Genomic DNA, 24,323 nt, shown 5'->3' with positions numbered 1-24,323 from the left:
GGTATTAGTTTGCTTGTTTAAAATACCAACAATACTCATCGCCCTTCCGCCATTGATTTTTACGTTTAAATTTCCGTGTCCGAAGAAGCTCAATGATTTAAAATTTCCATTGGGTATGCATTAAATTTCGACTAAATTTTCTTTATTGCTGTTTTTCAATGAGTCTATCGTTAGGTATATTACGGCAGCTATTATTACAACAAAAAATATAACATTTATTACAGCCACTAAAATTCCCAATCCACCATTTGTATGTTTTTGAATAAATAAATCACCTAAGGAAGCACCAATTGGAATGGAAGTGATAATTTCTAACGTTCTTCAAAAGAAACCAGGCAAGATTCCTGTCGTACCAGTCCCGTGTAAACTTTAATCAGGATGCGGTTTATCCATTATAGTCTATCTTCCTGGTAGTAATTTTTGAAGTAATATTATAGTTTACAGGTATTCCCTTGCTGCTTTGTACTCTCCCATCGAAGGTCCTGCTCTCATCCCATTGACAGCTTTGCTGGACATACCCAAAAGGATTTGCAAAAAATGGTCTGACCGTTGTTACTACGGTAGCAGCCAAGTAGCAGATTCAACAACAGCAGACAATTAATAATGTAGCTTAGTAATTTTTTTATACTTTTAGTTCATCCATGTAGCTTTGGTTGCGGCTTTACGCTTTCAAGACCAGTTGTTCGTCAGCCTGACGTATCCCTGCCAAATTAATTTTGATGAATTTACCGACTGTGTATAGTGTTATTATCTGCATATTTACAGGTACACTTAAAGCCAATAAATATAATTGAAGCAAAATATTTTTACTGTTAAACCCTGGGTTATTTTTAAAGTCGATGTGGTTGTTTTAAAACAATTTAATTAAATCTGGTAAAGATGAAACAGTTGCTAAACTTATTGCTGCAATCCTTAACGATTAGCCTTCTCCTTATTTTTGCAGGATGTGGTAAATCCCCAAATGTACCTCCGGTTGATAAAGTGTATCGCTTTGATGAAACAATCACTGTAGATGGACTTGTACGAAACTATACATTAAATCTTCCACCAGACTATTATGATTCATCTGGCTTTTCTCTAGTAATCGCATTGCATGGTGGTGGGGGTAGTCCTTCTCAGTTTGAGCGTACAAGTTTTTTAACGGACAAATCTAAAGCATCCGGTTTTATTGTTGTTTATCCTGAAGGAACCGGAATAATAAAAACATGGAATGCAGGCACATGCTGTGGTTCAGCCATTACCCATCAAATTAATGATGTAAAATTTATTAGCCAACTAATTGATCAATTGATAGCCGTCTATAAAATTAATCCAAAAAAAGTATATGCTACAGGCCATTCTAATGGCGGTATGATGTGTTACAGGCTGGCCTGCGAACTATCCAATAAAATTGCCGCTATTGCTGCCAACAGTTCTACTATGGTGTTAACTTCCGCATGCAATCCTGCAAGGGCAATGCCTGTATTACACCTGCATTCAAAGCTTGACCAGCACGTAGTTTATACCGGCGGCCCTGGCGATGGTATAAGTGGTGTTTATTGCCCGCCACTTGATTCTGTACTGAATGTCTTTTCATTAAAAAATAGTTGCTCCAACCCCTCACAGGTAATTTTTAGCAATAATCTTTATACATTTAAAAAATGGTCTTCCTGCACAAATAATGTAAGCATACAATACTATTTAACAAATGACGGGGGGCATGGCTGGCCTGGCGGGCTTCCCGGTGGACCAAATTCAGATACACCTTCCACTGCTATAAATGCAGATGATTTACTCTGGGAGTTTTTTCAGCAATACCAATTGCCATAAATAAGTATGCCTGCATAAAGAAGAGTTTATTACCACCGGCCATTCAGTTGATCAAGCAAGGGGATTTTATCCCAGGCCCGGCATAGGACCTTACGTAAACGGCTTGATTTATCCTGCTCTTCAATAAAACATTTTCAATTAATAAACGGGGCAAACAGTCCAGTGGGCAAACAAATCCGGTTGCATTTTGTACAAAGTATTCTGCCATCTGTGGCTCTTTTACAAATTCATCCGTTTGTTCCGTTTACACCACTTCTTCAGCCGCAGGTTTATAAAGCTCCAGATATTGTTCAGGTTACATTTTGTAAAATGACAGTAATAGTTTTGTTATTATATAATAAGAAGAAAAGTGAATATTTCACTGTAATAATTATCAAGCATTTGGTTTAAAACGAGGTGACACCTCAATAAAAAAGGTGACTAATTTTAAAACTTTACCAACTGTAAAGCACCATTGTTTTTTGCTGCTGCCAGAACATACTTACTACCCGATTTTATTTTAATGATGTCACGAACATCGCCGGGCATATACAAACCGGTTGCTGTATAAGGCAATGGCGTAAATACCCCTTTTCCATTCCCTTTTAAAACCAGACCCACCGAAGCATCCAGCGGACCAAGACTAACCCTGAAAGGATAAAAGTTGCCGCCAACAATAATATCTTTATTGCCATCATTATCTATATCAGCAGACACCAACCCGTTTACCGCACTTAATTGTGCGCAATTAGGTAATGCGCTTATGGTAAATTTTTTGTTGCCATTATTTTGCAGGTAAACAGACTGTAATTCATTGATGGAAACAGTTGTTGATTTTGCCAGTTGATCAGCAGTAAAAAGATCCTGTAAAGTGGCATCCGCATAATCGGTATAATGCAAAAATTTCTTTTGTATCGCAGGAAACTGATCCGCCAATTCATCTTTTGTATTGAAAGGATAACTTTTGCCTCCATTAAAATAACACAGTATTGGATTGATCATACCATTGCCATAAAAATCTCCGTAGGTTATTGTTAAAGGCTGGGTTGCAGAAGCCTTTAATTGAGTATTGGTACCAAGGTTTCCTATTACCAGATCGATATTGCCATCATTATTAAAATCGTCTGCCAGTATACGGTTCCACCAGCCATTGGTGCCTGATAAGCCATAGGCTTTTGTAGCATCTACTAATTTACCGGCATGATTTTCAAAAATGGTGATGGGCATAAATTCTCCTACTACTACCAAATCCTGCCATCCATCTTTGTTGATATCTAACCAAACAGCATCGGTAACCATACCGGGATGGATAAGAGTAGGGTCTGTTTGCTGTTTATCTTTTTCAAAAAGAATATGACCGGGTACACTTTTATTTTTAAGTATAAAACTTTCAGGGGCTATGGGAAACATACCAGGGCTTAGTTTTCCGCCAATAAACAAATCAGGCAATCCATCGTAGTTTATATCGGCTGCCCGGGCACAAGTTCCACTCACCGTTTCTAGAGGTAACGCATTATTCAGTTTTTTAAAATTACCATGTCCATCATTTTCAAATAGCTGATCCTGATAATTTTTATTGTTGAGGTAAAAATCTGCACCACCACTTACCAGGTAAAGGTCATTATCTCCATCTTTATCAGCATCAAAAAACAAAGCACCTGTAATGGTACTATTTTTATTGATATTCCAGGGTTGGCTGGCAGCCAGTATAAATTTTCCCTCTTTTGTTTGCAGGTACAACTGGCAATCCTGTGAAGCTGCAGCACCTATAAACAGATCGTCCAGCCCATCGCCATTTACATCTGCACTTGCGAGTGCCGGACCAACTTTTGACAACTGATAAGGCAATAGCGGTGATATTTTAAAATCAACAAAAGAAGATTGTGTATGGGTAAAATGAACGCCGGAGGCTGATGTAACATCTTCAAACATTTTATTGGTAATACTACTATTGTTTGGTATTACATTATCAACTGATTTATTTTCCGCTATCACAAGCAGGATATCGGCTTTTACTTGCCGCAGCATAGAAACTTTTCCGCTTTGCCATTCAACTTTTATAGTTTCTATCACACTATCCTCACCGAGACCCAAATGTATAACCGGATCTACAGAAGATTGAAATCCTCTTGTAGTAAATGCTTCCTGCATTTGATGGGTATGGGCCGTTTGTACATAAACTTTTGCACCGGTGCCTTGGGTGTTTTTACCTGCTCCCTGCAGTTTTATTTTTACATAGTGCTGGCGGGTAGTTTCTGAGGTATTGTTTTTATACACCGCTGCTTTTTCATTCAGGCGATTGATTACAAGATCAAGATCACCATCATTATCCAGATCGGCATATACCGTTCCATTGCTGATAGCGCTTGCAGTAAATCCCCATTCAGTGGTTACATTTGAAAAAGTAAGATCCTTATTGTTTTTAAACAAATAATTATTGAGTTTGGTAGAAGGGATCTGCTTCACCAGTTTCCACATTTCAAATTTATCGCCCGTATCTTTTTTATACTCGGCCGAATAGCCCGATGTATATTTTACAAAATCAAGATTGGTAATATCTCTTAAAATACCATTGGAAATAAACAGATCTTTCCATCCGTCATTATCAAAATCGGCCAGCAAGGGAGCCCAACTCCAGTCGGTATTAGAAACACCAGCCATTTGCCCCACTTCACTAAAAATGGGTGAGCCGCTGCTATCGTTTCCATTGTTTAACTGAAGCGTATTGCGCATTTGCTGTTTATGAAATCCCGCATTAAATCGAATATTGTATTTATCATAGTTATCAGCCCCTTTTAATAATTTTTGCCGGCGATTATCCTCGGGAAGCATATCCATTACCATTATATCGGTCTTATTATCATTGTTGTAATCCGCAATATCACTCCCCATTGCAAATTCGGATATATGTCCCGCAGCTTTAGCAAGTACTTCCCTGAATGTGCCGTCATGATTGTTTAAATATAAAAAATCTCTTTCGTCATAATCGTTGGTTACATAAATATCCACCCAGCCATCATTATTGATATCGCTCATGGAAACACTTAATCCAAAATTTAAACCACTTCCATAAATGCCTGCTGTTTCACTAATATCAGTAAAATGCCCGTTATCATTACGGTACAGCCGGTTGCCGAATTTGGGATTTCTTTTAGCACGCAGGTTGTCTGTATTATAAAAGGGATTATAAAACATATCGGCGTGGTTTACCATAAACATATCAAGGTCGCCATCGTTATCAATATCAACAAACGACACAGTTGTAGTGTAGGTGCCGGGAGCATCCAGGCCATACTCTTTAGCACTTTCCTTAAATACAGGCACGCCATCTTTTAACCCATTGTTAATGTATAGTTCATTGGCCCGGTCATTATCGGTACCAGGGCCGGAGTAACAAACATAGATATCCAGCAGACCATCCCCATTAACATCGGCCATCACTACCCCTGTTTTCCAGCGAGGCCTGCCTTGCACACCTGCCTTATCTGTAATATCCTCAAACTGCAAATTTCCTTTGTTAAGGTATAATTTATTTGAAACCATATTACCCGAAAATAGGATATCCGGTAATCCATCGTTATTAAGGTCTCCTACGGCTACCCCACCCCCATTGTAGAGGTATTCGTACGTTAAAATATTATAATCTGCATCCTCTTTGATATCATTGCTAAAATTAATATTGGTGTGCGCCGATGATTCTTCCGTAAATAAAGTAGTTTTTTTATTTGCACAGGAAATAATGATACAGGAAATAGCTACAATAAAAAAAGGGGTTAAAAGTAATTTCATATTTAAATTGTTGGCAGGTAAATATTTTATCTGTTTTAATTTTTACTGAGTGCTTTTATATTGATAATTCACTAATTGCAAGGTACAAAATGCATAGAAGTTATTTTTTGTAATTCATCTCTCTTTTATTTTTTGTTTTTATGTTTTATAAAAAATAATTATCCATCCAAATACAAAAACGCTGCAAGGTTATTAAACTTACAGCGTTTTTTAAATACTATTTAGCAGCTAAATACAAATCATGGTTTGATGGTATATTTAGTAGTTAGGATTCTGTTTAAGTATCCCTTTACTTTCGTCAATTACCTTTTGTGGAATGGGACAATAGTAATTTTTGGGTTTAGAAAAAGTACGGGCAGGCACTAACACTACACCATTATATGGTGGCAATGGCGAAGCAAGTTTTGGATGATTGAAAATACTTGTTAAATTGATAATACCCGCCTTATCCCAGCGCAACATATCGAAGAACCTTATATTTTCTCCACCTAATTCTACGCGGCGCTCATGCATAAGTTGTTGTATAGTTGCGCCACTAACTGCAGGCAAACCAGCCCTTGTACGCACTGCATTAATTTCAGCATCTCCTGCACCTGCGCCAGACTGGCGAATTTTGGCTTCTGCTACAACAAGGTAAATGTCAGCAGTTCGCAGAATGGGTTGTTTAAGATCATTATTTAATTGACCTGTACCGTCTGAAGTGTACGCAGTATATTTCTTAATATAATAACCTGATAAACTTTGATTGGGCAGTAAGCGGCCAGTTTGCTGGCCTGCCCTGCTTTTAAAAACAGGATAGGCATTTCCGGTACTATCAGCCGTCTTTACGTCTATCTCACTTAAAGATGTTTGATAGGGAATGGAATCACCCACTGCTAAAACAGTTGCAATTTTTCGGGGATCATTTGCTTCAAATTCATCTACAAAATTTTGTGTGGGGTGATGAAAACCCCAGCCCTGCCATGCACGGTTAGTAAAGTAGATGTTTACAGGAGAGTTATTATAGTTTTGCTTATTCCATATAGCAAATAATATCTCATTGTTGTCATCCTGACTGCCTATTGTAAAATTATCTGAATAGTTGGTTGAAAGATGGTAATTTGAACTTGTGATCACTTTGCTGCCAAATTCAGCCGCCTTATCTAACTTATCCCAGCTAAGATACAATTTAGAAAGCAGGCCCCATGCCGCTCCTTTGCTTACCCTTCCACGATCAGCTGAGCCATAAGACTCTGGTAACAAATCTGCCGCTTTTAATAAATCAGCTTCTATCTGAGCAGCAACCTGTTCAACGGTAGACTTTGGTACATTGTAATTTCCGTTCAACAGGTTATCTTCAACAATAATTGGCACTTCTCCAAATATCTGGTACAATTGCCAGTATCCATGAGCCCTTAAAAAGTACGCCTCCCCTAAAGAGCGGCTTCTAATAGCTTCATCCATTACAGGCACTTTTGGTATGTAAACAATGGCGTTATTAGACCGGCCAATTTGTGCATAAGCCCATGTCCATGTTGGGTATACCTGATAAGTAGCAGGTGTAGGTTTAAAGCGTTCTATTTCCCAGTAATCGGAGTGATCCCCATCGACAGATATATCATCCGAAGCATCGTCAAATGCGTAAAGACCATGTCCAACACCTTCTTCCTGAAACAGCAAATTGTAAATACCATTAATACCGGCAACTGCATCGTCCTGATTGCGCCAATAGTTTTCAGTTGTATAATTACCAACGGGGCTTACTTTTAAAGGATCTTTAATACACCCGGTAAAAATCAACAGGCTGCAAGCTGTAATAAGTTTTATTATATTATTATTTTTCATTTTTCGCTTTTTATACTGGTTCTATAAATTTAGTGTTGCACCAATTGTAATTGTTCTAACAGCAGGGTATTGCGCTACATCCACTCCTCTTTGCTTGTTACCGTCTGTATATCCTAATTCGGGGGTAAAACCTCTGTATCCGGTAAGATAAAAGGCGTTATAACAGGAGGCATATAACCTTGTAACAGGCATTTTGGCACCACCTATTTTCCAGGTAGAAATGGTATATCCAATAGATATATTTTTCAAAGCAAGGTAATCGCCTTTTTCTATCCACAAATCAGAAGAACGGTAATTTTGATTGGTATTGGCCCTTGATAAACGAGGAATTGAATTACTGGTTCCTGCTCCATGCCATCTTGAATTTTGCTCAGCATACCAGTTAAATACCTGAGAGGCATCCAAACCGGCCATACGATCTGCGTTGTAGAGTTTAAATCCAAAAGCACCCGAAAATGCAAGGCTCATATCAAAACTCTTATAATGCAAACTGGTATTTAAACCTAATACCATGGAAGGATGTGGATTACCCAGATTAACGCGATCCTTATCATCTATAACACCATCTCCATTCTGATCTAAAAATTTCACATCGCCTGGTTTGATATTTGACTTATCATCGTGTGCTCTGTTAGGATCGCTGTCTATTTCAGCTTGTGTTTGGTATAAACCTCCTGTTTTAAAGCCAAAGAATGAACCAATTGGCAGTCCTTCGTACGTGCGGGAAGTTTCCAATGATTCACGTCCATAAAAGCTTGACCCTATATAATCATCCTTTGTTCCATAGAGTAAAGTGACTTTATTTTTAATAAATGAGGCATTTGCACCAATGTTATAACTAAGGTTACCCACTTTATTCTGATAATTAAGATCCACCTCAATCCCATGGTTATTAAGAGTGCCGATATTTTGATCTGGTATTCTTACACCATTGCCAAAATTCTCAACCAACGAGTAGGGAATCAGCATATCTTTTGTATCCTTGTTGAACCAAGCCACTGTTCCAGACAAATGACTGTTCAATAAACTAAATTCAAGGGCAATATTTGTCATTTCGGCTTTTTCCCAAGTAATATTAGGATTAGAAAGGCTTACAATAGAAGAACCATCTATAGGGGCGCTTGGCGAACCAAAATTATAACCGGATCCTCCACTAATTATGCCGAGATATTGAAAATCTGCGACACTTTGATTGCCTAATCTACCCCATCCGCCAGTTAATTTTAATGTGTTTAAAAAACTTACATTGTCTTTAAAAAATTTCTCATCGCTAATGCGCCAGCCTGCAGAAAATGCCGGGAAATAACCCCATTGTTTGCTCGGTAAAAATTTACTGGATCCATCTGCACGCATCGTTGCAGTTAGCAGGTATTTTCCCATAAAAGAATAGTTACCCCTTACAAAATAAGATTGTAATCCTGAAGAATGATTAAAACTGCCGCTTCCGCCACTCCGCTGATTGGCAGCGTTGCCATTGTCCAATATTCTGTGGTCTGTTGCGTCATCTGTATAGCCAATGCGGGAAGCTCCGAAACTATTACCTTGAAAAGTTTGGGCAGAATAACCTCCCGTTAGTGTTATGTTGTGATTTTTTCTTATCTCTGTATTGTAAGTGAGAAATATTTCCTGTAACCAGGAAATACCCTCTGAATGTCCCTGGTTTAATGAAGCCTGTGAAGTTACCCTGGTTTGGTCTGGTGTAGCAATATTAAAACTATATCCATCGCTGGTATATTGATCTAACCCGTAATTGGCCTTTATCATCAAGCCTTTCAATAGATCTACTTCCACATAAGCATTGGCCAAAATGTGGCGGTTTGTATTTTTGCTGTCAACAATAGCAGTAGTGAATATAGGATTATTAATATCCCCCAGCTCATTGCTTGCTTTGGAAGCACCCCAACCACCATTTGCAGTTCGCACAGGAATTGCCGGATTAAATCGCAATGCACTCCAGATTAAACCATCCTGTGCTGATCTTGTATTGGGAGTATTGCCTGAAGTAACTGAATAAAGAAAATTTTCACCTACCCGTATCCCTGAAGTCACTTTATGTTCTGAATTAAAAGAAGTACTTGCCCTTTTGAAATAGGAATTCAGGATCATTCCTTTGTCATCAAAATAATTACCGGTAATACTGTATTTTGATTTTGCACTTCCGCCTCGTATTGCCAAATCAGCATTGGTAGTATTTCCTGTGCCAAATAATTCTTTTTGCCAATCGGTACGTTGTGTTGCATAATAAGGATCGCTCCATATACCAAGCCCAGATCCATCATTGTTTAACGTTTCTTGTTTAAGTTTTACTAGATCGGGTGCGGTTAGCAAATTTAATTTTTTAAGCACATTCACTGTTCCCCTGTACACATTTACAGAAGTTTGCGCCTGCTCCCCATAATTTCCTTTTTTAGTTGTTACCAACACTACTCCGTTTGCAGCACGTGAACCATATATAGCGGAAGCAGATGCATCTTTTAACACTTCGATCGATGCAATATTGTTGGGATTAACATCACTCAGTGAGCCACCCGGAACACCATCTATTACGATTAAAGGATCCGAGCCGTTGATAGTACCGGTACCACGAATACGTATTGAAGGACTATTCCCTGGTGCTCCATCTCCACTTACAATATCAACACCTGAAGCTCTGCCTTGTAAAGCGCTTGCAGCGTTAGCAATTGGAAGATTCTTGAAATCATCGCCTTTGATGGTGCTGATAGAACCGGTTACATCTCTTTTGCGTTGTGTACCATAACCCACTACTACCACATCGGCAAGCGAACCGGATTCTGCTATTAATTTAATGCTAACTTCACTTACAACGGATATATTAATTTCCTGGCTCACAAATCCTAAATGTGAAATAGTAATTGATTTAGCAACTGCAGGTACTACAATACTAAAACTACCATCTTTGGCAGTAACTGTTCCTTTTTTAGTGTTCTTCATTAAAACAGATACATCAGCAACAGGATTTCCGGTTTCATCAGAAACCTTACCGGTAATAACTTTTGTTTGGGAAAATACCTGTTGACAAAGGAGAAAACAGAAGAATACTAACGTACAAAGACGTTTTGATAAGCTTGGACTCATTAGGCAGTAGTTTTAAAAAAATAAATAAAATGATTTTACAGGTTTTATCTATAAAGAAACAAATTAAGTACTTTGACGATTCTTTTAGGTTTTTTATACGAAAACGTTATAGTTATTTGATTTGCCTGAGGTAGTTTTTTGAGTAGGTTACGCTATTGTAGTAAATTAACACCTGACTGGATGTTTGCTAAATATTCAGTACCAGCAGCGATGAATGCTGTATTGCTACTGAAAGAAATGATGGAAATAATCATAAAAAATTAACTACTGCCTGAGTGTTGACAGTATCAAACTAAAAAACTTTAAACATCATTGCCAGTAGCATTGTATTTTTTTTTATAAACCGATAAGATATCAATAAGCAAATAATTTTAATGGGCCATTATTAAACGCCACAAGCATTCCTCTTTTACCGCCTGCCAGTTTAATGGGCTGAATGCTTCTAACTTCACCTTTGATAGTGTTGAATGGTTCGGGCAATGGCAGCGTCATTTTAAAAACTCCTTTTCCATCGCCGGTATACATTGCAATGGGCAATGCATCATATCTGCCTTCAAATGGCATGGTGCCAAAAAAGTTACCACCTGCCAGCAAATCCATTTTACCATCCTGATTAAAATCGGCATTTACAAAAGAAAATATTGGCTGCCACTGCATTTCGGTGGGTAATGCCGAAACATTAAAATGCCCTTTGCCATCATTGATCAAAATTACAGAAGCCAATGTTGATGCTTCGAATAGGGTGGCGGTATCAAGTTTATCGCCAAAAATTTCTGTAACTGTTTTACCAGCAATTTTACTGTAACTTAAAAATTCTTTATTAAGATATGGCAATTGTTTTTCGAGTGATTCTTTACCGAGAAAGGGGAAATACCGGCCTTCTTTTGCTACAGCCAGAATTTGTACAGGTCTTTTATCTCCCCTGATATCTGCTACGTACATTTTTAGCGGATAATCTTTACTCGCTGTAAGTTTACTGTTGAGGCCATAGTTGCCCAGTAAAATATCTTGAAATCCATCTCCATTTACATCCACTGCTTTACAACTAAACCACCAACCCTTTAGTGCAGCTATCTGGTTTGAAAATTCAACTTGTGTAAATCTTCCTTTTACATTTTTAAACAGGGTGGGTGCCATCCATTCGCCCACTACCACCAGATCGGGCCAGCCATCATTATCTACATCTGTCCATACTGCATCAGTTACCATCCCAATATGTTGAAGCGACGGAATTATTTTATTGGTAACTACCGAAAAATTTCCTTTGCCATCATTTTGCAATAAATAGGAAGTGGGCAAAGCACCATATAAGCTTGAGTTGGCCCTGCCCCCAACAAAAATATCCAGGTCACCGTCTTTATCAAAATCTGCTATTTTTACTACTGATTTATTTTCGAACAAATCAGGGAATGTTGCAGACCGGATAAATTTTCCTGCGCCATCATTAAGGTATAAGCGGTCTTTTAAATAAGGTGAATTGCCTAAATATTCATTACCGCCACTTACCACATAAAGATCCTGATCCCCATCTCCGTCAGCATCAAAAAAAACGGCGTCAACATCCTCGCAATTGCTGTCTTGCATAAAAGCTGTTGAGTCGGTAGATTTTTTAAATGTACCATTTGGTTGCTGCAGGTAAATTTGCCCGGCTTGTTCTTTTGCACCACCTACATAAAAATCTTCCAACCCATCTTTATTTACATCACCAATTGCCAGCTTAGGACCTTGGGTAGAAAGTTGGTGCGGCAAAAACCACTGGCTGTTAAAATCCGTGAATAAATAGTTTTCGTGGTGAACAAACTGAATGCCAGATAAATCCGTAATGTCTTTAAAAATAGGCTTATCGGGTGTATGCAGCAGTTGATTAATAAATACTGACTGGTTAAGTATTGTATCCGTTAACCGGCTGTTATAATTGATAACAAGTTTTTGATTTGCTTTTACTGCTTTAATGGTTTGCCGAGTATTATTGGGCCAAACAATCACAAGGCTATCAGCTGTATTATTTTCACCCAATCCATAATACAGCAACGGTTCTACACAACTCATAAACCCTCTAACGGTTTGTAATTCCTGAAATATTAATTGACCTTTAATGAATAAAAATACTTTGGCACCAATAGCAAACGTATTGGGCGCCGGGCTTTTTAACTGTACTGTTAAATAATTAGCAGCCGGATTTATTTGCCGGGCATTATTTTTATAGATGCCGGCTTCTTCGTTCATATTATTTGTAACCAGGTCAAGATCCCCATCTCCATCCAGATCAACATAAACTGCACCCTGCGAAAGCGAGGCCTCGCTAAAGCCCCAGGCTTCAGAACTGTCTTTAAATGTAAGATCTGCATTTCCTTTAAAAATATAATTGTGCCATGCACCCGGAGGCTGGTTGGCTAAAATTTGCTTATCGTGTTTTCTTCCATCAAGGACTTTTTCAGATTTGGCAAGTGCCGAATTAAATCTTAAATAATCAAGGTCGTTAGGACGGTTCTTAATACCATTGGAAATAAACAAATCGTTGTGGCCATCGAGGTCGTAATCAGCAATCAGGGGGCTCCAGCTCCAGTCGGTTGCTGATACGCCACTGTACAAAGCAATTTCTGCAAATTTTTTTCCCTGCCCAATATTTAACTGGAGACAATTTCTTGAATATTGATAGTTGTACCCAAACCTACGCATGTACATAAATATATCCAGCGGATCATCGCTGAGAGATGATTTCAGCACTTTTTCATTTTCGGGTAACATATCCACTGTCATAATATCAAGCCAGCCATCATTGTTAATATCTCTCACATCGTTGCCCATGGAAAATTTAGATTCATGACCAAAAGCTTCTTTGTTCATTTCTTTAAAAGTTCCATTGCCCTGGTTTACATAATAATAATCGTCTTCATGGAAATCGTTGCTAACATAAATATCGTCGAAACCATCATTATTTAAATCAGCCACTGCTACGCCCAGGCCATAACCAAGCGCACTGCTGATGATACCTGATCCTTTGGTGACATCCGTAAAATGTCCGCCGGTATTTTGGTATAATTTACCTCCGCTTACTTCGCTGTATTTATCTCTGAGGGAGGTGGGCACATAAGAAGAAGTACTATGGGTGGAATGTTGTAATAAAAACATATCAAGGTCGCCATCCTTATCGTAATCGAAAAAAACGGCCTGAGTATTATAGCCCTGGATATCCAATCCATATTTTTTTGCACTTTCAGTAAAAGTATTATTACCGTTGTTGATGAACAACTGGTTTTGCGAATTTTTAAAATATTGATGGGGAACGCCATTGCCATCATAAGATGTATGATTGGCAACAGTTGATACGTAGATATCAAGTAACCCATCACCGTTTACATCGGCCATGGTAACGCCTGTAGACCAGTCGGCTTTACCTTTTACACCTGCTGCTTCGGTAATGTCTTCAAATTTAAAATTACCCTTGTTAAGGTAAAGTTTATTGCCTTCGGTATTAGAGGTAAAATAAATATCCGGAAGCCCATCGTTATTAATATCGCCTGTAGCCACGCCTGCACCGTTGTAGTAATAGAGGTAATCCAGTATGCTCAGTGAATCTGTATCAACATTATGGTTTATAAAACTAATACCCGTTTGAGCGGATTTTAATTTAGTAAATAAGGTAGGTGTGGCCTTATTGCAAGAGCAGCAAACAGCTGCTGAAAATAGTATGCAAAATAGATTAGGAAAGATCAGTTTCATAAAATTCAAATATACAAAATGGCAACTTACCATTTTAAAAAAGCGGCAGATGATGGAAGAATTATGGCGGCTTTTTTATTAAAAAAGGAGCAGCAATAAAATTTGCTGCTCCTGAACTTACGTTTTATTATATCAATTCAATTACCAGGTATAGCCCGGGTTTTGTGTTAAGTTTGGATTGGTAAGATGAGCCGAAACTGGAATCGGCAACAACTCTAAATGACGATCTGCATCAGCAGGCTTTGGAGGATACAATCTTGCGGCTCCATAAGTGCCAAACCTAATTAAATCATTTCTTCTCCATTGCTCCCAGGTTAATTCTCTTGCTCTTTCGGCAAGTAGATTGGTATAGGTAAGGTCGCCGGAAGTCCAGTCGTGCTCATGAGAACCATATGCTCTTGCCCGAACCTGATTAACAAGATCTAAAGCCGTAGAAAGGCTTCCACCACTCCGCTTCAGCACTTCTGCCTGCATTAATAAAATATCTGCATAGCGTAATATTGGCAACTGATTGCTCATCATATCGCCATTTACTGAACTGGGATTACCCGGTTGAGGGTACCATTTAATCATTCGTAATCCCGATAGACGGAAAGAATCCTGCCCATTGGCAAACTCTGTCATTTTACCATAGTAAGATAAAGGTAAATGCGATTGATTATCGTACAGCTTGATTGCCGCTGAAGCGGGATCAAAAGGATCGCCTGCTTTTGCCGTATTCGTGCTGGCATATAAAATATCTTTATAAGGAGGATATTTGATACCATTTACATATTGCTGACCGATTAAAATCTGGCCGGAACGCTGATCATTGAATGTTCTGTATGTATTGATATACGCATCTGACGGAATTGAATAATATACAGAGCTTGTATCAAAATTATGGTAATATTCATCCGTTACAGACATGCCATTGTTACCCCATTGAGCAGTAACACCAAAGGTATAAGCGTTGTTCGACATAATACTGGTACAAGCCATGCGCTGCCCAGAAATCAGGTCCCGGTTGTATGGCAGGGAGAAAAGGTTTTCTGTAGAAATATTATTTACTCCAAAATTTTCATAGTAATCATTTGTTAACTGAAATTTTCCAGAGCTGATGATATCGTTGCATTCGGCAGCACATTTTGAAAAATAGGAGGCACCTGCTCCTGCTCCTTTATAAATTTCTGCATTCAGGTATAATTTGGCCAGCATTCCTTTGGCAAACCATTTGGTCATTTTACCATAAGTGGATACATCTGTTGCATCACTTAAAAGCGGGATACTTGCTTTCAAGTCATTTTCTAACGAATCGAATACCTGTGTCCTTGGGATATTTATCACAGTCGATGCATCAATTTTAAAGTTGGTTACATAAGGTATATTACCAAACAGATCGATACCTCTTAAAAAGAAGAAAGATCTTATTGCTTTAATTTCAGCAACATCCGCCTGCAATGAAGCTGGGGCAGGATCTAAATGCTGTAAAGTATAAATGATGAAATTACATTTTCCTACTCCGGCAAAAATATCTGCCCAGCAACCATTTACCCAACCTTCATCAGGTGTTTGGGTATGGTAGTAGGGTTTGCCCCATGCGCCACCATCGCCCCAGTCGCCGCCCCTGGTTGGAGTAACCATTTCATCTGCATTCATTGCTGAATTATAATAATGGCTGGCGTCGCCACCCATTGCATATAATGCCTGGTAGGCAGGTGCCTTGCCTGCGGTAATTTGGTCTGGTGTTTTCCAGAAATTTTCATTGGCCAATACACTATACACTTTGGTATCGAGTTTTGTACAGGTGATTCCAAAAGTACACACCAGTACAAGTGCAAGTATCCTTTTGGTTATTTTGATAAGTTTCATATAATCTAAAATTTTTGAATTAAAATATAAAGTCTTTGTATTATTTCTATTTGTTATTTTAAGCTCAAACTTACGCCCAATGTAATTGATCTTGATTTTGGATAATAGCCCCTGCTTGTATAACTCACATCAAGATAGGCACTGCCCGATCCACCGTTTGCACCACTTGAAGGGGCAATTTCAGGATCAATCCCTTTGTATTTAGTAATTACAAATAGATTGTTTCCGGTAAGATAGAAACGCACATTGTCTAGTTTTTTAATTCCTTTTAAACTGTAAGAAACCGTCAGATTTTCTAAACGCATATAAGATGCTTTTTCAAGAAAATAATCAGAAGGGAATGGCGCAATATCTTTTATTGGACCATAGTAAGCATCGGCTAACATATTATGTTGTGCCGCTATTCTCGAAAAGTTACCCAGGTTAACCATGGTATTGTTAAAAATTTTCTGACCACTTACACCGCGAAAGAAAACATTCGCCGACCAGTTTTTATACGTTACGGATGTAGAAAAACCATAGTTGAATTTAGGAGAAGGATCAATTTCGTAATTGGTGGGGGGATTGCTTTGATCGCCCAATTGTGGTGCTCCACCTTCTTTCTGAAATAACGATTGTCCGTTGGCATCGTACCCAACATAATGAGGCAAAACAAATGTATAAGGACTTTTACCTACAATCAGGTAAGTGATAGGATTATTACTTAATCCTTGTCCGTCTGCATACCCAACCGCTATCCTGTCTGACGCCACCGGATTACCATCCCAGCTACCTGATAAGCTGGTAACTTTAGTGTTGATTGTACTGATATTTCCACCCACATTCCAGGTTAGATCTTTTCTGCGGATTACATCATAACCAAACTGAAATTCTACTCCTTTATTGGTAAGTGAACCCACATTGGCCAACACATAAGGCACAAAATTAGGTGGCACCTGTACGCCATAGTTAAACAGCATATTTTCGGTTTTATCATTAAATATATTGAAGGCACCTGTTAAACGGCTTTTAAAGAAAGAGAAATCAACTCCCAGGTTTTTACCTACCCGTTGCTCCCATTGCAGATCCTTATTTGGATTTTGGTTAGGTCCATAAGCAGCAGGATATGTTCCGTTTGCAGGGTTGTAAGTATATCCGTTGGTGGTTAAAGTAAGATAGGTACTGTATGCACCAATGGCATCCTGATTACCCGTAATGCCATACCCGGCTTTTACTTTTAACTCATCTATCCAGGAAACATTCTCTAAGAATTTTTCCTTATTAATGCGCCAGGCAGCTGAAACAGCAGGGAAGGTACCATAGGCATGGTTTTTACCAAATTTAGAAGATCCATCACGGCGTACACTTGCGGTAAGATAATATTTAGAATCGTAGTTATAGGTTGCTCTTGCCAGGTAAGAAATAATCTTTACCTCTTCTTTGTAAGAAGAAACCCTTGCAGAAGCAGCATCTCCTAAAGACAGTGCATTATTGGTAAAATCATCTACCACAAAATTTCCTGCAGAAGCGGAGAACTGATCATACTCATATTTATTATACTCGTAAGCTGCCAGCACATTGATATTGCTTTTGCCAAAATCGTTGCTATAATTAATATGCAGATCGCCTTTCTGCGAATTTCTGTTATAATTATTTTTACTACCGCTGTTAGTATTACCCTGTCCTGGTATAACAGGCAGATAAAAATCGCTCTGTGTGTTGAACTTTGTAATTGACCCGGTGGTACCCAGTTTTAAATTTTTAAGTAAACTATAATCAGCAGTACCATACGTTTGTACCAAATGCTCTTTAGCAGCCTTTATTTTGTTATTTTGAAGCAACTTTGGGTTTTGATAAAAATAATCAAACACAGGATTGTCAACACCGTTCTTAAATTCAGGCAGCCATGGCGGCATAGCGTAAGCATTGTAAAAAATGCTGCCATCTATCAGGGTTCTGTCAACTTCAGAATTAACGATGCCCAGTGACAATACCAGTTTATCATCGAAAGCCTTTTGTTGTGCATTAAAACGAAGGCCCAATTGCTCCTTACCTGTATTAATTACAATGCCATTTTGTTTAAGGTAGTTGATAGAACCGCTATAGGTAAAATTATCTTTACCCCCCGACATTGAAATAGTGTTGCTATGGGTAAGGCCGGTACGCAGTAATACATCCTGCCAATCGGTGGTTCTGCCATTGTTATCTCCTTCATCAGGTTTTGCAGCACCTTGATCTTGCAAGGCCTTAAAAAATTCTGGAGTTGTTAATAGTTTGTATTTTTTTGCTACAGTGGAGGCAGATACAAAACCATTGTAATCGATCTGCGATTTGCCGGCACGGCCTTTTTTTGTATTAACGATGATTACACCGTTTGCGCCCCGGGATCCGTAAATTGAAGTTGCTGACGCATCTTTAAGTACATCATACGAAACGATATCGCCCGGAGGGATATTTGCAATTTGTCCGGCATCATCTAAAATAACCCCATCCACTACTACCAATGGGCTTTGGCTACCAAGTAAAGAGGTTTGACCCCTTAACCTGATGATGGGAGAACCGTTTGGATCGCCATCTGCTTTGGTGATTACCAGGCCGGCAACTTTACCCTGCAACTGGTCTGTGGGAGAAGTAACAAGACCCTGTACAAAATCTTTAGCACTTACAGTTGTAATTGCGCCGGTTACATCCTTTCTTTTGGCGGTACCATACCCAACAACTACCACATCGTTGAGGGAACTTGACTCTGCAATCAGTTTAACAACTAATTGAACTGCTTTTGTAATCGTTATTTCCTGGCTGCCAAAGCCCAGGTGAGAAATAGTTAATGCTTTTGCATTGGCAGGTACTGCAATAGTAAAACTGCCGTCTGCAGCAGTTACAGTACCATTTTTAGTGCTTTTTATTAAAACCGATGCATCCGCAAGCGGTATACCATTTTCGTCAGAAACCTTTCCGGTGATAGTTTTGGTTTGTGCAAACACTTGTTGAAAAAGCAGAAAACTGAATAAAACGAACGTACTGATACGTTGGAGGGATGTTGAACTCATAAATGAAATAGTTTTAGAGAAAATTTATAAACAGGAATAAAGTTATATGTAAAAATACAGTTTAATATAAATATTTACGAAAAGGTTGTAGTAAAATTTAAGTAATAATAATATCATATTTTCGTAGTTTCCCGAAAATTATTGTATGGCAAAAACCAACTTAAAGGAACTGGCTGCCAAGCTGGGGGTATCTATATCAACGGTTTCAAAGGCGCTAAAAGACAGCCACGAAATTGGCGTGCAAACTAAGCAAAGAGTATTGGAAATGGCGGATCAGTTGGGGTACCGGGCTAACCCCTATGCAGGTCATCTACATAGCAACAAAAGCAAAACCATTGCTGTTGTAATCCCTGAAATAAATAATAATTTTTTTATCCAGGCCATCAGCGGGGCCGAATCTATCGCGAAAGAACAGGCATATCATGTATTGATTTATGTAACCAACGACAATTTTAAGCAGGAAGAAAGTATTTTAAAACATTTGCAAAATGGCAGGGTGGATGGTGTGTTAATGTCGCTATCGAGCCATACTAAAACCTACGATCATATCAATACCCTTTTGCAATACAAGATACCCGTTGTTTTTTTCGACCGGATTTGTCATGAAATAGAAACGGCTAAAATTACTACCGACGATTTTGCCAATGGTTTTATTGCCACAGAACATCTTATTAAAAACGGTTGCAAGGATATCGCCTACCTGTCAGTATCAGATAATTTATCGATAGATAATAAACGAAAGCAAGGTTATCTGGAAGCCCTCCATAAATATGACCTGCCCATTGATGCTTCCAGAATTATACAATGCTGGAAGGATGAAACTGATACATATAAAAAAATAAAAAAATTATTACAGGGTAACAAAATACCGGAAGGTATTTTTTCATCGGTCGAAAAAATGGCGCTTACCACGTACCGGGTATGCCAGAATTTAAAAATAAATATACCTGAAACTGTAAAAGTTATCTGTTTCTCAAACCTGCGCACGGCCGACTTGCTAAGCCCTTCATTAACTACTATCACCCAGCCGGCTTACGAGATGGGCAAACTTGCGGCATTCATTTTATTTAAGCAGCTAATAAAAAATGCTACGCCGCTGGCAAACGAAAATATCGTGCTAAAATCGAAACTCAACATAAGGGATTCTACAAAAATAAATTGATAATATTAAATGATGGTAGTGTATTGTTGAAACCCATGCAATATCTAAACAGAAAAAAACTAACTTAAAGTATAGCTGGCTGCATATTGTGGTAAGTGTATGCTGGTGCTTTACTATGCTTATTTAGTAAAACCCGCAAAAAACGTGTCGTTTATTAAATAAATAATATATCGCTACTGATTTATAATGTAATTAAACAATTATAATTTAAAATAGTAAAAGTTACTTTACGCAATGTTAGTAACGGCAGCAAAGCCTTCAAATAATTTTTAAATTAACAAAAGGATGTCTATTGGACACTTACTTTCAGACAGTAATAAGGTAGTACAAAAACGAAAAAACCGCCTCATTTATTTAGGAGACGGTTTCATTATAATCAATTGTGTATTTGCAATTATTTATTTCATCACGAAAGATTCCATGAACTTGGTGGTAAAATTTCCTTCCCTGAAAGCTTCATTCTTCATTAACTGCAAATGAAAAGGAATGGTTGTTTTTACTCCTTCAATAACATACTCGCTTAAAGCACGATGCATGGTATCAATCGCCTCTTCCCTGGTTTGTGCTACCGTAATTAATTTACCAATCATGCTATCGTAATAAGGCGGAATTACATATCCGGCATACACATGACTGTCTACCCGTACCCCATGCCCGCCAGGAGTGTGCAACACAGTTATTTTACCGGGGCTGGGACGAAAATCATTGTATGGATCTTCGGCATTGATGCGGCATTCAATGGCGTGCATTTGCGGGTAATAATTTTTACCACTTACCTTATGTCCGGCGGCTATTTTTATCTGTTCCTTTATCAAATCGTAGTTCACTACTTCTTCTGTTACACAATGCTCCACCTGTATGCGGGTGTTCATTTCCATGAAATAAAAATTGCGGTGCTTATCTACTAAAAACTCAATGGTACCAACACTTTCATAGTTGATTGCACTGGCTGCTTTGATAGCCGCGTTGCCCATTGCTTCCCTTAATTCCGGTGTCATAAAAGGTGAGGGTGATTCTTCTACCAGCTTTTGATGACGGCGCTGAATTGAACAATCCCTTTCACTTAAATGGCACACATTACCAAACTGGTCGCCTGCAATCTGTATTTCAATGTGGCGGGGTTCTTCCACAAATTTTTCCATATAAATACCGTCATTTTTAAAAGAAGCTGCAGCTTCTGTTTTAGCATTTTCAAAAGCCTTTTCCATTTCACTTTCCTGCCACACTACCCGCATACCTTTACCACCCCCACCGGCAGTTGCTTTTAATATTACCGGATAGCCAACTTCGTTTATTGCCAGCTCTTTTGCCTGGGCTACACTTTCCAGTAAACCACCGCTGCCTGGCACCACGGGCACCCCTGCTTTTATCATTGTTTCCTTGGCAGTTATTTTATCGCCCATGGCATTAATCATATCAGGCGTTGGCCCAATAAACTTTATCCCATGATCGCTACATATTTGTGCAAACTTTGCATTCTCTGCTAAAAAACCATACCCCGGATGAATGGCATCGGCGTTGGTAATTTCTGCCGCCGCCATAATGTGCGGAATGTTAAGATAAGAATCCATGCTGCTGGGTTTACCGATACATACTGCTTCATCAGCAAACTTTACATGAAGACTATCCTTATCAGCAGTAGAATAAACAGCCACAGTTTTAATGCCCATTTCTTTACAGGTACGTATCACCCTCAATGCAATTTCGCCGCGGTTGGCAATCAATATTTTTTTGAACATGGTTGTAAATTTGAAAATTACACAATTTGAAAATGGCTCAATATCCCATTTGAAAATAACTCAACGTCTGATTTGAAAATGACTCAATTTGAAAGAGCACTTATAATTTTTTTGAAGTAGATAATATTTTGCCCAATACTTTATTTATTTCTTCTAGTTTTTGTTGCTGTAAAGTACAATCTGGAAAGCCCGGTGAATATTGGCAAAGCCATAACCAGTATTGCGATTCTTCTGCCTCTTTTGCTGCAATTTTCATTTTGTGAAAAAAATCTGCTTTACTTTCCGCGTTCTGAGCTTCAATTGCATTTGCTCCAATTGAAGTTGCAGACCGGAATAATTGCCGTGATAAAATGTATTTTTTATTACTATCTAATTTTTCGCAGTAATCAATAATCATTAATGAAAAATCAAAAGATAATTTTAAAATTGGGTTATTATCAAACAATTCTTTTTTCATTTAAAAATTTGACATTTAAAAAAGTTAAAAGAATTCTGCTTAAGGAGATTTCCAAAATTTTCACATTGAGGAATTGACTAATTTTAAAATTAACTCGGGTCTACCAAAAACAACGGCTGATCATATTCCACCGGGCTGGAATCTTCTACCAATACTTTTACAATCTTTCCGTTTACTTCACTTTCAATTTCGTTAAAAAGTTTCATGGCTTCAATAATACAAACCACTTTACCGGTTGTTACTTCGTCGCCCACATTTATAAAAATAGGTTTGCCAACGCCCGACTGGCGATAGAAAGTGCCGATCATAGGACTTTTGATAGTGATGTAATTATCGGATTTGGGGGCTTCGGCGGGTGGGGCTATAACAACGGCAGGAATTGGTGATGGTGCCGATGGTTGCTGTGGCGGATTGGAGTAAATGGGTCCTGACTGGCCTCCGGCGATAATATGCTGAACAGGATCTTTTTTTTGTTTAACAGTTATTTTAACGCCTTCTTCTTCAATTGTAATTTCACCAATGTTGGTTTTGTTGATGAGCTTTACAAGCTCCTGAATTTGCTTTATGTCCATATCAAAAAGTTAATTGGTTTTTTATTGGAAACGGGCGGCTAAGGTATGTAATGATTTATTAAAAATGACATTAAAAAAAATTAAAGAAAAGAAGAAAATCATTAAAAAGGCTCAAAAAGGGCCAAAAATTGAACAAAACCAGCCTTTTTTACCCTCTTTTTCTACAAATTAAAAAGGACTGATTTTAGAAATCAGTCCTTTTTTTAATACAAATATTTTTATTAAAGTTCTTTAACTCTTTCAACGTACTCACCGGTTTTAGTATTTACCCTTATTAATTCGCCCTCGTTTACAAATAAAGGGACGTTTACAGTAGCACCTGTTTCAACCGTTGCCGGTTTTAGCGTTTTAGTTGCCGTATCGCCCCGCATACCTGGTTCACTGTAGGTTACCAGTAAAACTATTTTATCCGGCAGTTCAACGCCCATTGGCTGGTCTGATTCACCATTGATGAGTACAGAAACTTCCTGTCCGTCTTTTAAAAACCTCGGTGCATCCACCATTGATTCAGGTACCGTAATTTGTTCAAATGTTTCCACATCCATAAAACTATAACCCGTATCATCTTTATACAAATACTGGTAGGTTTTCTTTTCAACCCTTACCGGGTAAATAACTTCCCCACTGTTCCAGGTAAGTTCAATGGTACGGCTGTTATCAACACCCTTTAATTTTGCCCACACTTTTGCGGCAGCACGGGCCGTTTTATTTTGACCAAATTCTATCACGGTGTACAAACTACCATCCACTTTGATGATAAGGCCTGAGCGCATGTCTGCTGTTGTTGCCATTTTATTTTTTTTATTTGCTAGTTAATTTTTATTGCATCCTCCTGCAATTATTTAATGTGGGTTGCAAAAGTAGCAATAGTAATGGTAAAACTAAAATATAAAGCAAGCAGTACTTTTTTATTCCAGACCGCCATTGCAAATAATTGGGCATAGTAAGTATCTTCCTTAACAGTTGCTTTGCATTTTTAAAATTATCTTCACAAAAAAAATAAACCGTGAAAAAAATTTTCCTGCTACTTGTTTTTATAAGCTGCACATTTGCTGTTACCGCACAAAAAGATTCCTCCGCTAAAAATATTACAAAATTTGAGAAAATTCCTTTTTTTTCCCTTCATACAGCGCCAGACAGTACTGTTTTTTCCAATAAAGATTTACACAAAAACAAGGCATTGATCATTATGTTTTTTAGCCCCGATTGTGAGCATTGCCAAAAAGAAACCAAAGAACTGAAGGCTTATAAAACGGAGTTAAAGGATGTTCAGATATTAATGGCTTCGCCCAG

The 24,323-nt window shown here is 38.2% G+C and carries 12 protein-coding genes and 1 pseudogene; 3 read left to right on the top strand and 10 right to left on the bottom strand.

Going from position 1 to position 24,323, the window contains the following annotated elements; all coding sequences use genetic code 11:
* The first annotated feature begins 879 nt into the window (after nt 1-879).
* A complete protein-coding gene (locus H7254_RS13980; RefSeq protein ID WP_301933550.1) occupies nt 880-1,809 on the top strand; it encodes a PHB depolymerase family esterase in 930 nt (309 codons plus the stop codon).
* Between the two features lie 426 nt (nt 1,810-2,235).
* Here the strand turns inward: H7254_RS13980 and H7254_RS13975 are convergent, their stop codons facing one another.
* From H7254_RS13975 to H7254_RS13950, 6 genes are all read right to left on the bottom strand, one after another.
* On the bottom strand, nt 2,236-5,577 hold the full coding sequence (locus H7254_RS13975; RefSeq protein WP_301933549.1) for a VCBS repeat-containing protein: 3,342 nt from the start codon (nt 5,575-5,577) through the stop codon (nt 2,236-2,238).
* A 258-nt stretch (nt 5,578-5,835) separates the two neighbouring features.
* The gene (locus H7254_RS13970; RefSeq protein ID WP_301933548.1) at nt 5,836-7,401 is read right to left on the bottom strand and encodes a RagB/SusD family nutrient uptake outer membrane protein; all 1,566 of its coding nucleotides are present in this window, start codon (nt 7,399-7,401) and stop codon (nt 5,836-5,838) included.
* Between the two features lie 21 nt (nt 7,402-7,422).
* Entirely contained in the window at nt 7,423-10,497 is a 3,075-nt protein-coding gene (locus H7254_RS13965; protein WP_301933547.1) for a TonB-dependent receptor, read from the bottom strand.
* 354 nt (nt 10,498-10,851) lie between these two features.
* Complete coding sequence (locus tag H7254_RS13960; protein WP_301933546.1) at nt 10,852-14,220, bottom strand: VCBS repeat-containing protein; 3,369 nt, start codon at nt 14,218-14,220, stop codon at nt 10,852-10,854.
* Nucleotides 14,221-14,361: 141 nt separating this feature from the next.
* Nucleotides 14,362-16,071, bottom strand: coding sequence for a RagB/SusD family nutrient uptake outer membrane protein (locus H7254_RS13955; RefSeq protein ID WP_301933545.1), 1,710 nt, complete (start codon nt 16,069-16,071; stop codon nt 14,362-14,364).
* Nucleotides 16,072-16,124: 53 nt separating this feature from the next.
* Complete coding sequence (locus H7254_RS13950; protein WP_301933544.1) at nt 16,125-19,100, bottom strand: SusC/RagA family TonB-linked outer membrane protein; 2,976 nt, start codon at nt 19,098-19,100, stop codon at nt 16,125-16,127.
* A 145-nt stretch (nt 19,101-19,245) separates the two neighbouring features.
* Here H7254_RS13950 and H7254_RS13945 point away from each other — a divergent pair, with 145 nt between their 5' ends.
* The gene (locus tag H7254_RS13945) at nt 19,246-20,262 is read left to right on the top strand and encodes a LacI family DNA-binding transcriptional regulator (protein WP_301933543.1); all 1,017 of its coding nucleotides are present in this window, start codon (nt 19,246-19,248) and stop codon (nt 20,260-20,262) included.
* Between the two features lie 398 nt (nt 20,263-20,660).
* Here H7254_RS13945 and accC read toward each other — a convergent pair whose 3' ends face one another.
* The 4 genes from accC to efp all read right to left on the bottom strand — a co-directional run bounded on the left by accC (nt 20,661) and on the right by efp (nt 23,821).
* On the bottom strand, nt 20,661-22,001 hold the full coding sequence (accC, locus tag H7254_RS13940; RefSeq protein WP_301923596.1) for an acetyl-CoA carboxylase biotin carboxylase subunit: 1,341 nt from the start codon (nt 21,999-22,001) through the stop codon (nt 20,661-20,663).
* A gap of 100 nt (nt 22,002-22,101) precedes the next feature.
* A complete protein-coding gene (locus H7254_RS13935; protein ID WP_301933542.1) occupies nt 22,102-22,458 on the bottom strand; it encodes a four helix bundle protein in 357 nt (118 codons plus the stop codon).
* 89 nt (nt 22,459-22,547) lie between these two features.
* The gene (gene accB / locus H7254_RS13930; protein ID WP_301933541.1) at nt 22,548-23,030 is read right to left on the bottom strand and encodes an acetyl-CoA carboxylase biotin carboxyl carrier protein; all 483 of its coding nucleotides are present in this window, start codon (nt 23,028-23,030) and stop codon (nt 22,548-22,550) included.
* 221 nt (nt 23,031-23,251) lie between these two features.
* Entirely contained in the window at nt 23,252-23,821 is a 570-nt protein-coding gene (gene efp / locus H7254_RS13925) for an elongation factor P (protein WP_301923593.1), read from the bottom strand.
* Nucleotides 23,822-24,036: 215 nt separating this feature from the next.
* On the opposite strand from efp, the pseudogene H7254_RS13920 reads away from it, so the two are divergent.
* Nucleotides 24,037-24,323 (top strand): annotated as a pseudogene (locus H7254_RS13920) (redoxin domain-containing protein); the annotation flags it as partial.

The organism is Ferruginibacter sp. (assembly GCF_014377975.1).
GTDB lineage: Bacteria > Bacteroidota > Bacteroidia > Chitinophagales > Chitinophagaceae > Ferruginibacter.
The sequence above is the reverse complement of the archived record's forward strand: the minus strand, read 5'-3'. Positions and strand labels throughout refer to the sequence as shown.